General features: G+C 75.2%; 9 protein-coding genes. 4 read left to right on the top strand and 5 right to left on the bottom strand.

Going from position 1 to position 15,009, the window contains the following annotated elements; translation table 11 throughout:
• Window position 1: 1 nt before the first annotated feature.
• Complete coding sequence (locus tag VMF70_13880; GenBank protein HTT69108.1) at window positions 2-1,015, bottom strand: hypothetical protein; 1,014 nt, start codon at window positions 1,013-1,015, stop codon at window positions 2-4.
• A gap of 2 nt (window positions 1,016-1,017) precedes the next feature.
• The gene (locus VMF70_13875; protein ID HTT69107.1) at window positions 1,018-2,538 is read right to left on the bottom strand and encodes a peptide ABC transporter substrate-binding protein; all 1,521 of its coding nucleotides are present in this window, start codon (window positions 2,536-2,538) and stop codon (window positions 1,018-1,020) included.
• A 60-nt stretch (window positions 2,539-2,598) separates the two neighbouring features.
• Between VMF70_13875 and VMF70_13870 the strand changes: the two genes are divergently transcribed.
• Together VMF70_13870 and VMF70_13865 are read left to right on the top strand one after the other, a co-directional pair.
• Window positions 2,599-3,591, top strand: a complete 993-nt coding sequence (locus tag VMF70_13870; protein ID HTT69106.1) for an ABC transporter permease — start codon at window positions 2,599-2,601, stop codon at window positions 3,589-3,591.
• Window positions 3,588-4,451, top strand: coding sequence for an ABC transporter permease (locus VMF70_13865; GenBank protein HTT69105.1), 864 nt, complete (start codon window positions 3,588-3,590; stop codon window positions 4,449-4,451). The genes VMF70_13870 and VMF70_13865 overlap by 4 nt, the downstream gene beginning before the upstream one ends.
• Here VMF70_13865 and VMF70_13860 read toward each other — a convergent pair.
• On the bottom strand, window positions 4,448-7,114 hold the full coding sequence (locus VMF70_13860; GenBank protein HTT69104.1) for a glycoside hydrolase family 38 C-terminal domain-containing protein: 2,667 nt from the start codon (window positions 7,112-7,114) through the stop codon (window positions 4,448-4,450). The genes VMF70_13865 and VMF70_13860 overlap by 4 nt on opposite strands.
• 77 nt (window positions 7,115-7,191) lie before the next feature.
• Between VMF70_13860 and VMF70_13855 the strand changes: the two genes are divergently transcribed.
• Window positions 7,192-8,247, top strand: a complete 1,056-nt coding sequence (locus VMF70_13855) for an HD domain-containing phosphohydrolase (protein HTT69103.1) — start codon at window positions 7,192-7,194, stop codon at window positions 8,245-8,247.
• Window positions 8,248-8,255: 8 nt separating this feature from the next.
• Window positions 8,256-10,157 (top strand): ATP-binding protein, encoded by a 1,902-nt coding sequence (locus tag VMF70_13850; protein ID HTT69102.1) that lies wholly within the window; start codon window positions 8,256-8,258, stop codon window positions 10,155-10,157.
• A gap of 6 nt (window positions 10,158-10,163) precedes the next feature.
• Here the strand turns inward: VMF70_13850 and VMF70_13845 are convergent, their stop codons facing one another.
• Both VMF70_13845 and tkt read right to left on the bottom strand, forming a co-directional pair.
• Window positions 10,164-12,938 (bottom strand): bifunctional transaldolase/phosoglucose isomerase, encoded by a 2,775-nt coding sequence (locus VMF70_13845; protein HTT69101.1) that lies wholly within the window; start codon window positions 12,936-12,938, stop codon window positions 10,164-10,166.
• 13 nt (window positions 12,939-12,951) lie between these two features.
• Window positions 12,952-14,991 (bottom strand): transketolase, encoded by a 2,040-nt coding sequence (gene tkt / locus VMF70_13840; GenBank protein ID HTT69100.1) that lies wholly within the window; start codon window positions 14,989-14,991, stop codon window positions 12,952-12,954.
• Between the last annotated feature and the right edge of the window lie 18 nt (window positions 14,992-15,009).

Below are 15,009 nucleotides of genomic sequence, written 5' to 3'. Positions count from 1 at the left end.
CTCAGCGCTCCCCTCCCAGCCAGGTCACGACGCCGGTTCCGTCGACCGCGTACCGGAGCACCGTGGCGCCCGCACCCCGCAGCGCCTCGGCGACCGCGAACGCCCGCCCCGCCTTCGCGAGAAACACCATGCATCCGCCCGCCCCTGCGCCGCACGCCTTCCACCCCGCGGCGCCCGAGGCCGCCGCCGCCCGCGCGAGCGCGCTCATCGCGGGCGTCTCCATCCCCTCGCCGAGCGCGCACTGGTGCGCCCAGTTGCGCAGGAGGAGGCCGCCCACCGCGGCCACGTCGCCCCGCGCCAGGACGTCGCGCATCTCCAGCGCGCACTCGCGCAGGCCGTCCAGCGCGAGCGCCACGGCGTGGTCGCCGTCCGCGTACCGCCGCCACACCTGCGCGTGCATCTCGGCCGACAGCCGGGAGGCGCCGCTGTAGCACAGCACCAGGTGGCGCTCCAGCTCGCGCAGGCCGTCCTCGCCCGGATCCAGCCGGGTGGCGCTGACGCGCCGCGCGTCGAACTCCAGGAACTGGAGGCCGCCCAGCGAGGCCGCGTACTGATCCTGACGCCCGCCCACGATCCCGGCGTCGCCCGCCTCCAGCTCGAAGGCGCGCTGCGCGATCTCCGCCGCCAGCGGCCGCTCCTCGCGCAGCGCCGCGAACGCCGCCACCAGGGCGACGCCCATCGCCGCCGAGCCGCCGAGGCCGGAGCCCGGCGGCGCGTCGCTGCTGGTGAGGACCTCGAAGCCCCCCGGCGGGCCCAGGCGCCGCGCCGCCGCCTTGAGCAGGCCCAGCTCGCCGTCCGGCCGCAGCTCCGCGGCGCGGCGGGCCGAGACGGCGGCCCCCAGGTCGAGGGCGTGCAGGCTGACCCCGCCCTTCTGCCGACGCACCTGAACGTGAGCGCGGAGCGTGATCGCCAGGTTCACCACGGCGCCCCCGGATCGCGCGGCGTAGGGGGCGACGTCGGTCCAGCCTCCCGCCAGGTCGATCCGGAGCGGCGCGCGGGCGTGGGCGATCCGCATCGTCACGGACGCCGCGCGGCGGGATCGAGGTGCCAGCGCTGCAGCGTGGCCAGCTCGCCCCGCAGGTCCATCCGCACGCCGTGCACGCGGCGGTTGATGCCCTGCAGGCCGATGGCGTGATAGAGGAACGTGATCGGAAGGTCCCGCGCCACGATGCGCTGCACCGCCGCGAAATCGCCGGCGTCCAGCGCGCGGTCGACGGCCGCATCGGCGTACTGCGCGTATTGCAGCGGCTCGTCGCGAAGCCGCGAATCGAACAGGCCGCGCAGGTAGCCCAGGGACAGGTCGCCGAGCACGCCGGTCACGAGAGCATCATAATCGCGGGCGGCTCCGCCCGCCCGCGCCAGGAACGCGCCCAGCTCCAGCTGCCGGATGCGCACGCCCACGCCCACCGCCCCCAGGTCGGCCTGGATCATCTGCTCGAGCGCGTTGTCCGCGGTGCCCACCGTCAGGACCGTGAACGCCAGCGGCCGTCCGCCGCGCCGGCGCCGGCCGTCTGCGCCGGCGCGCCAGCCGAGCGAGTCCAGCAGCGCGCCCGCCGCCGCGCGGTCGAAGGGCACGCGCGCGACCGGCACCGCCAGGGGGTGCCAGGGCGGCACCGGTCCGTCGGCCACGACGCCGAAGCCATAGAGGTAGGCGTCGACCATCGCGCGGCGATCGAGCGCGAGCGTCAGCGCGCGTCGCAGGCGCGGGTCGTCCAGCGGCGCGCGCCGGGTATTCCACACCAGGCCGTAGGTCAGCAGGAGCGGGTAGCTCACCACGGCCAGCGCCGGATCCCGGCGCACCAGGGCGGCGTGCATCGGCAGGATGCCGGCGACGTCCAGCTCGCCCGTCACCAGGCCCGCGAGCTTGGTGGCAGGCTCGTCCACGATCACGATCACCAAACGCCCCAGCCCCGGCGGCCCGCCGAGCGCGGCCGGGAAGTCCGGATTCGCCTCGAACACCCAGCGCTGGTCGGGCGTGTGCGACACGAACCGGAACGGGCCGTCGCCCACCGGGCGCGCATTGAACGCGGCGTGCCGCAGCTCGGCGTGCGGCACCCCCGCCAGCAGGTGCGCCGGCAGGATCGCGAGGTCGGTGAGAACGTCCGGAATGCCGCGCTGGGGCCGGCAGAACTCCAGGCGCACGGCCCGGGCGTCCACCGCCCGCACGCCAGCGAGGCACGCGAGGTCCGCGCGGCGCGGGTAGCCCGTGGCGCTGTCGCGCGCCGCGTCCAGCGTGTACACGACGTCGGCCGCGCCGGCCGGGGCGCCGTCGTGCCAGTGCACGTCGCCCCGCACGGTCAGCTCCAGCGTGCGCCGGTCGGCGCTCCACCGCCAGCGCTCGGCCAGATACGGCTGCGCCACCATCGCCGTGTCGTAGCGCGCGAGCGTCAGGAACAAGGCGTAGCGCTGGACCTGCCGGGCGAGCGGGTGGACGGTGAGCAGGGGGTTGATCGACTGCAGCTCGGCGCCCGACGCGTAAAACACCGTCGCCGGCGGGGCGACGTTGCGGCACCCCGCCGCGGCCAGCACGCAGGCCATCCCCCACCACCGCACGCCCGGAAGCTAGAGAAAACGGACACCTGCCGCGAGATTGGCGACATGCGCACCGCGCTGCCGCGCCGGCTGCTGGTCGCCGCGCTCACCGTCCTGCTGGTGGTGACGGCGACGTTCGTCGCGCTGCACCTGGTGCCCGGCGACCCGGTGCGCCTGTTCCTCGGCCCGGGGGCCGACCCCGCCACCGTGGACGCCACCCGCCACGCGCTCGGCCTCGATCGCCCGCTGCCCGTCCAGTACCTGGAGTGGCTCACCCGCTTCGCGGGCGGCCGGTGGGGGACCAGCATCGCGCAGCAGCGCCCGGTGTCCGCGGTGATCGGGGACGCGGTCGGCCCCACCCTGCTCCTCGTGGGCGCGTCGCTGCTGCTGACCTACGTGGGCGGCCTCCTGCTCGGCGCCTGGCAGGCCGCGCGGCGGGCCTCCCGCACGGACGCGGCCGTGACGGCGGCGACGACGCTGCTCTACGCCCTGCCCTCGTACGTCGTCGCCCTCGGCCTGGTGGCCACCTTCGCCTACGGTACGGCCCTGTGGCGCTGGCCGGCCGTCCTGCGGTTTCCCGCCTTCGGCGCCGCCGGCCTGGGGGCGGACCTGCTCGGACCCGCCGCGCGGTTCACCGACCGGCTGCGACACCTGGCGCTGCCGGTCGCGACGCTCGCGATCGTCGGGGTGGCCGGCACCGCGCGCTTCGTGCGCGGCGCGGTGATCGACGCGCTGCGCCAGCCGTTCGTGCGGGCCGCGCGCGCCAAGGGTCTGCGCGAGTCCCGGGTGCTGCTGCGGCACGCCCTCCGCAACGCCCTGGGACCGGTCGTCACGCTGTTCGGCCTCCAGCTCCCCGCGTTGTTCTCCGGCGTGGTGTTCGTGGAGTCCATCTTCGCCTGGCCGGGGATGGGCCGGGTCACCGTGCAGGCCGTGCTGGCGCGCGACTACCCGGTGGTGATGGCGTCCACCGCGGTGTTCGCGGTGCTGGTCGTGGCCGGCAACCTGCTGGCCGACGCGCTGGCGGCGCTCACCGATCCGCGCCGCAGGACGGCCGCGTGAGCGCGCGGACCGGGCTCCTGGCCGGCGCGTGGGCCGACCCGCGCGCGCGGGCGGGTGCGGCGCTCATCGCCGTGTTCGTCGTGGGAGCGATCGCGGGCCCGCTGCTCCTGGACCATCCCGCCGGCGGATTCGCCGACATCGTCGCGCGGCGGTTCGCCGGCCCGCTGTCGCGGACCCCCGACGGGGCGTGGCACGCGCTGGGGACGGACCGGTTCGGACGCGACGTGCTCGGCCGACTCCTGGCTGGCGCGCGGATCTCGCTGGCCGTCGGCGTGCTGGCCGCGCTGGTGTCCACCGCCGTCGGCGTCGGCGCGGGTGCGGTCGCGGGCTATGCGGGCGGGGCCGTGGACCGGGCCATCGTGGCGGTCACCGACGCCGCGCTCGCCATCCCGCGGGTGCCGTTCCTGCTCCTGCTCGTCGCGCTGGTGGAGCCGGGCGCCGTGGTCACGGTGCTCGCGCTTGGCGTCACCGGGTGGATGACGGTGGCCAGGCTGGTGCGGAGCGAAGTCCGCTCCCTCGACGTGCGGGAATTCGTGCAGGCCGCGCGCGCGCTCGGGGCCCCGCCGCTCCGCGTGCTCCTGGCGCACGTGCTCCCGAACGCCCTCACCCCGGCGCTGGTGGCGGCCGCGCTCGGCGTGGGCAGCGCGATCATGCTCGAGGCCGGCCTGTCGTTCCTCGGCCTCGGGGTGCAACCCCCGATGCCGTCGTGGGGCAACATGATCGCGTCGGGGCGCGACGCGCTGATGATCGCGCCGTGGGTGAGCCTGGCACCGGCAGTCGCGGTGGCCCTGGTCGTGCTGGCCTTCAGCTGGATCGCCGACGCGATGGAGAGCGTGCTCGCCGGCGAGCGCGTCCCCTAGCGCACCAGGATGGTCACGACGGCGCGCGGCGCCGCCAGGAACCGCACCACCCCCTCCGCCCCGATTTCCGCCGGCGCCTGCGGCGTCTCGTCCAGGCGGGCGAGATGCGCAGTGGCGATCCGCCACGGGAGTCGCCACTCGCCGGCCGTCGCCCGCGGCAGCGCGTTGTAGCAGCGCAGCACGAGGCCGCGGCCGGCGTCGGCGGGCTTCAGCGCGGAGAACACCAGGCCCCGGCCGGCCAGCGCCGGCCCCCGCACGGGATCCGGCGCGGCGAGCAGGGCGCGGCGCATCGCCCCGAGCACGGGCGCGTGGAACCGCTCGGCCGCCCGCTCGACCTCGGTGAGATCCTCCAGCGCGCGGCCCCCGAGCGGGCACAGGCCGAGCCGGGCGCGGAACGGCCCGAGGCACTGGGCCTCCGGGGTGGGCGTGGGCCAGCCGGCATGCCCGGGCCGCTCCGGCATGTCCTCCCGCGACATCTGGCCGAAGGCCCGGAGCAGCGTGACCAGCACCGTGCCGTCGGGCCTCAGCTCGTATTCGGGCAGTCCGTCCGCCAGCACCGTGATTCCCCGGCCGCCCGATGCCACGGCGACCCAGCGCTGCATCGGCGCCGTCGGCGCCGGCTGCTCGACGCCGCTCGGCATCGGCGGCGCCGGTCTCCCCGCCCGCTCCACGGGACCGAACAGGCCGTCCGCGACCTCGCGCTCCGCGGCGCGCCCGAGCGGGAACGCGGCGCGGAGCCGGTGGTCGGTACGCCGGTTCTCGCCCTCGATCTCGACCTCGACCAGGTCGCTTCCGGCGTCCAGCGTCACGCGCGTCACCGTCTCGAGTGCCGCGCGGTCGTGGCGGCGCGCGATCTCGAGCGTGCCCCGCAGTGGTCCCGCATGCAGCACCCGGACCGCCACCTCGTCCGGCACGCGCACCAGGCGGTCGGGCCGCGGCGCCGAGTACGTGTAGCTGTCACCCGCGTCCCCGTTGTCCTCGAGCGCCGCGAGCCCTCCGTAGTGTTCGCCGCTCGCCCGGTGCACCAGCTGCAGGTTCCCGTCCGGCTCGACGAGCACGGCCAGGTGCTCGTTCCACATCGCGTTTCCCTCGACCTCGACCCGCGATGCGTCGGCCGCTTCGATCGCGCCGGCCGCCGGCGGCCGGTCCGCCTCCGGCTCGACGCGCAGGGCGACCACGCCCAGGGGCGGCAGGTCGCGGACGCGCACGGCCACGCGCCGCCACTCGACGGCGGCGGAGAGCGGGTAGCGCGTCGGGCTCTCGACCAGGTCGTGCCCCTCGCGGGTCGCCAGCTCCTGGAAAGGCACCGTCCGGCCATCGGGCCCGACCAGCCGGAACGCGCCGGCCCGCACGGCAGGGGCCGGAGGCACCCGCTGCTGGCCCACCGACACGTCGGCCTCGAACAGCGCCACCTCGGCATCGACCACGGCGTCGCGCGGCGCGGGCGACGGGTTGAAGACCAGCAGCGCGGGCGTCCAGGCCGGCCGGCCGGCCAGGCGCGCGGCCGCCGCGTCGTGTCCGATCGTGCCGTCGAGCGCGCGCGCCACGATCTCCAGCGCCTGCTGCCGGCACCGCTCGAAGCGCACCGTCATCTCCCGGTGCACCGGATCCGCACTGGTGCCGCAGATGCTGTCGTGCGGGTGGTTCTCGAGCAGCGTGCGCCACGTGACGCGCAGCTCGGCGCGCCGGCCCCCTCCCGCTCCTCCGCCCACCTCCTCCAGCGCGGCCAGCGGCTCGGCGTAGCGCTCGAGCAGCCGCTGGCACGCGGCGTTCGCCTGCTTGAGGTACAGCCGCGAGCCGTGGGTGCCCTGCAGCGCCCACGCGTGGCGATGGCCGGCGCGCAGCTCGCCGGCGACGCCGGGGAGCGCGTGCGCCCGCGCCCAGGCCAGGACGGCGGCGGCGTAGTCCTCGAGCGGGGAGATGGCGAAGCTCACCTGCGGCACCATCGCGGTCAGCAGCGCGAGCACGTCCGGCAGGTCGTGCTGCGCGGCGTGATGGTCGGCTCCCGCCAGCACCAGCCAGAACGGGGAGCGCGCGCGGGGCGCCAGCTGGGCCCGCAGCCGCTCCCAGCGCTCCGCGAGCGCCGCGCGCTCGCCCGGCAGGCTCTGACCGTTCTCGTACCCGGGCGCCGGGAGGTGGACCATCAGCACTTCGGACGCGTCGGGGGCGCGCCACCGGTACAGGTCGCCCTCCTGGCCCGGCTCGCCGCCGAAGCCGCGCCACAGCACCGCGACCTCGATGCCGAACCCGCGCAGCAGCGTCGGCAGGCCGGCGGGATGCCCGAACGCGTCGGGCGAATAGCCGACGGGCATCGGGCGCCCGCCGCAGCGTCGGACCGTCCGGCCGCCCTCCAACAGGTTCCGCACCAGCGCCTCGGCCGACACCAGGAACTCGTCGGCGAGCACGTACCAGGGCCCCGCCTCCAGCCGGCCCTCGGCAAACAGCCGGCGGATGCGGCTCTCCTGCTCGGGCCGGGCGGCGAGGTAGTCGTCGAGCACGACGGCCTGGCCGTCGAGCAGGAAGGTGCGGAAGTCGGGGCGGCGGGTGAGCAGCTCGATCAGGTCGTCCACCAGGCGCACGAGCCGCAGGCCGAACACCGCGGCGGGGTGATACCACTCGCGGTCCCAGTGCGTGTGCGGCACGACGTGGACGGTGACGGACACGCGAGGCAAGCTACGGCGCGCTTGCCGCGCGGGACAGGGCACCCATATTCAAGCCTGACGCGGAAGGAGCGCACGCGGTGAAGGCACTGGTGGTCGACGATCTCGAGTACAGCGTCCGGACGCTGCGCGCGATCTTCCACAGCGCCGGGTACGACGTGGAGACCGCCGCCGACGGGCAGGCGGCGCTGGATTCGGTGCGCGCCCGGCGGCCGGACTTCGTCGTGACCGACATCCTGATGCCGCGGCTCGACGGCTTCCAGCTGTGCCGCGCGATCAAGAGCGACCCCGCGCTCGCCAGCATCCCCGTCATCTTCTACACCGGCTCCTACACCGAATCGGCCGACCGCGAGTTCGGCACGGGGCTCGGCGCGGCGGCCTACCTGCTCAAGCCGCTGGAGCCCAAGGAGCTGCTCACGGCCGTCGCGAAGGCGCTGGGCCAGCCGGTGCCGGCCCTCAAGCCGCGCTCCTACGTGCGCGAGACCTTCGCGGCCGCGTACGCGGACCGGCTCGCCGCCAAGCTGCAGGAGAAGGTCAGCGAGCTGAACCGCAGCCTGGTGCGGCTCGAGGAGACCTACACGGGGACGGTGGCCGCGCTGACCCTGGCGCTGGCCGAGCGGGAGGGCACGAACCCCATCGAGGCCGAGCGCCCGGCCCGGCTCGCGCTGCTGTTCTGCGAGCGCGTGGCCCCCCAGCTCGCCGCCGATCCCAACGTGTTCCGCGGCTTCCTGCTGCACGACGTCGGGAAGCTGATGCTGCCGGAGGGCCTGCTGAAGAAGACCGTCCCGCTCAGCGCCGAGGACCGCGCGCAGTTCCTGCGGCAGCCGGCGATCGCGGCGGACATCCTGCGCAACGTCCCCGGGCTCGGCCGGGCGCTCGAGATCGTGCGGCACCACACCGAGCACTGGGACGGCTCCGGACACCCGGACCGGCTCGCGGGCGAGGCGATCCCGCTGGGCGCGCGGATCTTCGCCATCTGCAACACGTTCGAGGCGATGCGCGCCTCCCGCCCCTACCGGCCCCGCTTCTCCGCCGAGCAGGCCGTCGCGGAGCTGCGCCGCGGCGCGGGCACCAAGTTCGACCCCGCGCTGGTCGAGCCGTTCATCACCATGGTCAACGCGATGCGCGAGCCGTAGGCCCCGCCGTGACGACGTCCGTCACGCTGGTCGGCGTCCTCGCGGCCGGCCTCGCCGGCGCGGCGCTGCTGCTGGTGCGCTCCCTGTCGGCACGGTCCAGGCTCGAGCGCGCGATCGCCCGGCTGGACGCGGTCAACCAGATCAATCGCGTGCTGCTCACCGAGCGCAACCGCCGCGGCGTGCTGCGGCTGGTGGCGGAGGCGGCCGCGCGGTTCCTCCGGGCCGACATGGGGCACGTCGCGCTGCTCGACCCCGAGGGTGAGCACCTGGTGCTCGAAGCCGCGACCGGGCCGCTCGCCGCCCTGGTGGGGTCGGCCATCCCGCTGGACGCGACCACCTCCGGCTGGGTGGTCGGGCACGCCCAGACGCTGCTGGTGAACGACCCGGCCACGGACCAGCGCCGGTTCCGCTCGCCGCACGAGCGCGTGACGCTGCGGCGCGCGGTCGCCCTGCCGCTCCTGGTGCGCGGCCGGTGCGTCGGCGCGCTCGGCGTGGACAACCCGCACGACGACCGCGTGCTCGGCGAGCAGGACGTCGACCTGCTGCGCAACCTGGCCGACCACACCGGCCTGGTGCTGGAGAGCATCCGGGCGGTGGGCGAGCTCGCCGACCGCGAGCGGCGGGCCGAGCTCCTCAACGCCGTGAACAGCCGCATCCGGCAGTCCCTCGACCTGCAGACCACGCTCGACGCGGCGGTGCGCGAGATGGGCGCGGCCCTCGGCGCGTCGCGCTGCTTCGTGCGGCTGCGGCGCGGCAACGACCTGCTCCCGCCTGCCAGCGAGTGGCACGAGCCGGAGGTGGCCTCCACCGGAGCCCGCGCCGACTTCACCCAGCCGGTCCTCATCACCGCGATGCGGGAGCGCCGCTCCATCGCGCTGCCCGATGCGCGGTCGGCCGAGGGCGTCGCGGCCACCGGCCCGGACGCGGACGCGCCGCTCGCGCTCCTGGTGACCCCGATCGTGCTCCGCGGCGAGGCGATCGGCGTGGCCGGCTTCCATCAGGTCGGCATCGCGCGCCACTGGCGGCCGGAGGAGGTCGGCCTGGTCCAGGAGGTCGCCTCCGAGCTGGCGGTGGCCGTCTCCAACGCGCGGCTCTACCGCTCCACCGAGGAGACCAGCCGCGAGCTCGCGGTCAAGATCGGCGAGCTCGAGCGCGCCAACCGGATGAAGGCGCAGTTCCTGGCCAACATGTCGCACGAGCTCCGCACGCCGCTCAACTCGGTGATCGGGTTCTCGGAGATGCTGCTCATCGGCGCCCTGGGCCAGCTCTCGGAGCAGCAGCGCGACGCCCTCGAGACCGTCGCCCGCAACGGCCGTCACCTGCTCGGACTGGTGAACGACGTGCTCGATCTCTCGAAGGTGGACGCCGGACGGATGGACCTGCACCTCATGCAGGCCGACGTGCGCTCGCTCATCGGCGACGTGATCACCGGGATGGAGAGCCTCATCCGGACCAAGGGCCACAAGGTGACGCTGGAGCTGGGGGACGCCCCGCTGCTCGTCAACGCCGACGAGATGCGGGTGCGCCAGATCCTGTTCAACCTGCTCTCGAACGCCGTGAAGTTCACGGCGGCCGGCGGCCACGTGACGGTCCACGCCGGTCAGCGCCGGACCACGCTCCCGGTGCCGGGCGGCCGGAAGGTCGAGCGCGAGGCGGTCTGGATCTCGGTCACCGACAGCGGGATCGGCATCGCCAAGGAGGACCTGCCCCGGCTGTTCACCGAGTTCAGCCAGGTGGACGGGACGTTCAGCCGCCGCTTCGAGGGCACCGGGCTCGGCCTCGCCCTGTCGAAGCGCTTCGTGGAGATGCACGGCGGCGTCATCGGCGTGGAATCGACGCCGGGCCGCGGCAGCACCTTCTGGATCGAGCTCCCGATCGAGGGACCGCAGGCGAGCGCCGCCGTGGCGTGAGCGGCGTCACCGCCCCGCGCGCGCCGCCCGCTCCACCGCCGCCCGCACCGCGCCCAACCCGCCGGGACCCACCCGGATCCTGACCACCGGCCGCCCGCGCCGCTCGAGCGCCACGAGATCCCCGAGGGCCTGGGCCAGCTCCAGCGTCGCGAACGCGTAGTTGCGCCCCGGAACGCGCAGCTCGGGGCCGTCGCCGCTCTCGACCGCGAGGAACGCGCCGGACGACGGCCCGCCCTTGTGCAACTGGCCGGTGGAATGCAGGTAGCGCGGCCCGTACGCCGCCGTCGTCGCCACGCCCAGCGCGTCGCGGATCGCGACCCGCATCGCCGTCAGGTCCGCGTCGTGCTCGGCCGAGGGCGGCAGGTACGCCAGCAGCGCCGCGTAGTCGCTGCCCCCGATCCCGGCCAGCCAGCGGGCCAGCGCGTCGCCCAGGTGCGCGTCCTCGGCGGGCGGCGGTGCGCTCGGCGTCGCGCCCGCGACCAGCTGCTGGAGCACGCGGCCGGTGTTGTCCTTGCTCTCCGCCACGTTGGGCTGGTCGAACGCGTTGATGCCCATCCACGAGCCGGCCAGCGCGGTGGCCACCTCCCAGCGGTAGAACTCCGCACCCAGGTCGAGCCGGTCCGCCAGCGACAGCCGCACCACCGGATGGCCCGCGCCCTCGAGGTCGGCGAGGGACTGGGCCAGCCGAGGCTCCGGCGCGCCCGCGAGCTGGAGCGCGACGAACAGGCGGTCGGGCCCGTAGGCGGACGGCGGCGCCAGCGGCTCCCCGACCACCGGGACGAGTCCCTTGCCGTGCTTCCCGGTGCTCTCGGCCAGGAGCTGCTCGACCCACGGGCCGAACGCCTCGAGCCCCGCGCCGGTCGCGATCGTCACCTTGTCGCGCCCGTCCTCCCACGCCGCCGCCAGGGCCGCGCCGAGCCGAGCGCCCGGGCCGGGGTCGGCGCCGGACGTGCCGAGGCAGGCGTCCGCCATCCGCGCCGCGCGCGCGAGCAGCGTCGCGAGGTCGACGCCGAGCAGCGACGCCGGCACGAGGCCGAAGTGCGACAACGCGCTGTAGCGGCCGCCGACGTCGGACCGCGCCTCGAACACGCGCCGCAGCTTGCGCTCCCGCCCGAGCGCCGCGAGCGGCGTCCCCGGATCGGTGATGGCGGCGAACTGGGCGCCCCGCGCGCCGGTGCGCTCCCAGAACCAGGCGAACAGGTCGCTGGTCTCGAGCGTGGTGCCCGACTTGCTGGACACCAGGAAGAAGGTGCGTTCCAGGGGCGCCGCCCGCTCGATCCGCGCGATGTACGCGGGGTCGGTCGAGTCGAGCACCGCCAGCGACGGATGGCCGGCCGCCGCCCCGAACACGCGGCCGAAGGTCTCCGGCGCGAGGCTCGAGCCGCCCATCCCGAGCAGCACGACGCGGGTGAAGCCGTCGCGCCGCACGCCCGCCGTGAACTCCGCGAGATCGCTCACGCAGTCCGCCATCGCCCGCGGGAGGTCGAGCCAGCCCAGCCGCTCCGCGATCTCGCGCCGCGCCGCGGGCTCGTCCGACCACAGCCCCGGGTCGCGGGCGACCAGGCGCCGGGTGCGCTCGGCGGCGTCCCGCTTCACCAGACCCGCCACGTCGTCGTCGAAGGCGGCCAACCGGCGCGAGGCGCGCACCGGCCGGCTGGCGAGCAGCGCGTCGCGCTTGGCTTCGAGCGAGCCGAGCAGGGCGTGGTAGGAATCGGCGAACTTCTTCACGCCGTCCACCACCAGCAGGTCGGTCACGTCCTTCAGCTTGACGCCGCTCGCTTCGATCGCCCCGAGCGCCGCGCGCGCTTCGTCCAGCCCGCGATCCACCGTCCGCTCGGCCCGGCCGTGATCGGCGAACGCGCGCAGGGTCACGAGCGGCATCGTGTTGACGGTGTCCGGCCCGATGAGGTCGTCCACGTACAACGTGTCGGGATAGTCGGGGTTCTTGGTGCTGGTGCTCGCCCACAGGGGGCGCTGCACCGCGGCGCCGCGCGCGCGGAGCGCCTGGAACCGCGGCGAGGCGATCGACGCCTGGAAGGCCTCGTAGGCGAGCTTCGCGTTCGCCACCGCCGCCCGGCCCAGCAACCCCTCGATCCGGCGCCGCTCCGCCGGATCCTTCGCCGCGGCGGCCAGCGCCGCCAGCCGCTTGTCGGCCTCGCCGTCGACCCGGCTCACGAAGAAGCTCGCCACCGAGCGGAGCCGGGCCAGCCGCTCGCCGGCCTGCACCCGGCGCTCGAGCCCCGTGAAATACGCGTCGATGACGCGTCGGTACATGTCCACCGAGAACAGCAGCGTGATGTTCACGTTCACGCCGTCGGCGATCAGTTGCTCGATGGCCGGCAGGCCCTCCACCGTCCCGGGCACCTTCACCATCACGTTCGGCCGGTCCACCCGGGTCCACAGCCGGCGCCCCTCCGCGATCGTGGCGGCCGTGTCGAACGCGCGGGTCGGCGCGACCTCGATGGACACGAAGCCGTCGTTGCCGCCCGCCGCGTCGTACACCGGCCGCAGCTGGTCGGCCGCCTCGGCCACGTCGGCGACCGCGAGCGATTCGAACAGCGCCGCGCTGTCCTGCCGCACCGCGGCCAGCGCGGCGATGGCCCCGTCGTACGCGGTGCCGTGCGCGATGGCCTGCTCGAAGATCGTCGGGTTGGTCGTGACGCCCCGCACCCCTTCGTCCGCGATCAGCCGCCGCAGGCCGCCCGACGTGAGCAGCTCGCGGTCGATCGTGTCCAGCCATACGCTTTGCCCGAGCTGCTCGAGCGCCTGGATCGGGTTCATGGTCATCGCCCTTTCACGCTCCGGCCGCGCGCGCCACCGCGGCGCGGGCGCGCTCGGCGACGTGCGCCGCGGTGAAGCCGAACTCCTGGAAGATCCGCTCGAAGGGGGCCGAGGCGCCGAAGCGGTCGATACCCAGCACCTCGCCGTCGGTTCCGACCCAGCGGTGCCAGCCGAACGGCGAGGCGGCCTCGACGGCCACGCGCGCGCGCACGGCGGGCGGCAGCACGGCGTCGCGGTACGCCGCCTCCTGACGGGCGAACGCCTCCAGGCTCGGCGCGCTCACGACCCGGGTCGGCACCCGCTCGGCCTCGAGCAGGTCGCGGGCCGCGAGGCACAGGCCCACCTCCGAGCCGCTCGCGATGAGCACCACGCGCGGCGTCCCGCCGCCCGCCTCCGCCAGCACGTACGCGCCCCGCAGCAGGCCGTCGGCCGGCGCGAAGCGCGCGCGGTCGATCACCGGCACCTTCTGGCGGGTGAGCACGAGGGCGGTGGGCCCGTGGCGGTGGAGCAGCGCCGCCCGCCAGGCCTGCGCCGTCTCCGGGCCGTCGGCGGGCCGGATCACGGTCAGGTTCGGAATCGCGCGCAGCGCCGCCAGGTGCTCGACGGGCTGGTGCGTCGGTCCGTCCTCGCCCAGGCCCACGCTGTCGTGGGTGAACACGTAGACGACTGGCAGCCCCATCAGCGCGGCGAGGCGGATCGCGGGGCGCATGTAGTCGGAGAAGACCAGGAACGTGGCGCCGTAGGGCCGGACGCCGCCGTGCAGCGCCATGCCGTTCAGGATCCCGCCCATGGCGTGCTCCCGGATCCCGAAGTGCATGTTCCGCGCGCCGTACCCGCCGGCCTCGAGGTCGCCGGCGTCCTTGAGCACCGTGTTGGTCGACGGCGACAGGTCGGCCGCGCCGCCCACCAGGCTCGGCACCACCGGGGCGAGCGCGTTCAACACCTTCGACGACCACTGGCGCGTCGCCTGGGCGCCGTCCGCCGCCGTGAACGACGGCAGCGCGCGATCCCAGCCCGCGGCCAGCTCCCCGGCCAGCTCGGTGCGGTACTGCGCCGCGAGGTCCGGGTACGCGCGCTCGTACGCGGCCAGCCGCCCGCGCCACTCCTGCTCCAGCGCCGCGCCCCGCTCGACGCAGCGGCCGACGTGCGCTTTCGCCGCGTCGGGCACGAGGAACGGCGGCTGGGCCGGCCAGCCGTAGGCGGCCTTGGTCAGCGCGACCTCCTCGGCGCCCAGCGGCGCGCCGTGCGCCTCCGCGGTGTCCTGCTTGTGCGGACTGCCCCAGGCGATGTGGGTGCGCACGATGACGAGCGAGGGGCGCGCGGGCTCCGCCCTGGCGGCCGCGAGGGCCGCGTCGAGGGCCGCGAGATCGTTGCCGTCGGCCACGCGCTGGACGTGCCAGCCGTATCCCGCGAACCGCTGCGCCACGTCCTCGCTGAAGGCGAGGTCGGTCTTGCCCTCGATGGTGATGTGGTTGTCGTCGTAGCAGTAGATCAGCCTGCCGAGCTTCAGGTGCCCGGCCAGCGACGCCGCTTCGTGCGAGATCCCCTCCATCAGGTCGCCGTCGCTCGCGAACGCGTAGGTCCAGTGGTTCACGATCTCGTGACCCGGGCGGTTGAAGCGCGCCGCCAGGTGCGCCGCGGCGATCGCCAGGCCGACCCCGTTCGCGAACCCCTGTCCCAGCGGTCCCGTCGTCGTCTCCACGCCCGGCGCCAGCCCGTGCTCCGGGTGGCCCGGCGTGCGGCTGCCCCACTGGCGGAACTGCTGCAGGTCGTGCAGCGAGAGGTCGTACCCGGCGAGGTGCAGCGTCGCGTACAGCAGCATGGACGCGTGACCGCACGAGAGCACGAAGCGGTCGCGGTCGGGCCAGTCGGGGTGCGCGGGGCTGTGCCGGAGGTGCCGGGTGTACAGCACGTAGGCCAGCGGCGCGAGCGCCATCGGCGTCCCGGGATGTCCCGAGTTGGCCTGCTGCACCGCATCCATGGCGAGCGTGCGGATGGTGTTGATGCACAGCAGGTCGAGATCCTGCGTGCCCATCTTGTCGGAAGGGGTCATGCCTGATCAATTTACGCT

The organism is Gemmatimonadales bacterium (assembly GCA_035502185.1).
GTDB lineage: Bacteria > Gemmatimonadota > Gemmatimonadetes > Gemmatimonadales > JACORV01 > Fen-1245.
This window is presented reverse-complemented; position numbering and strand designations above follow the sequence as displayed.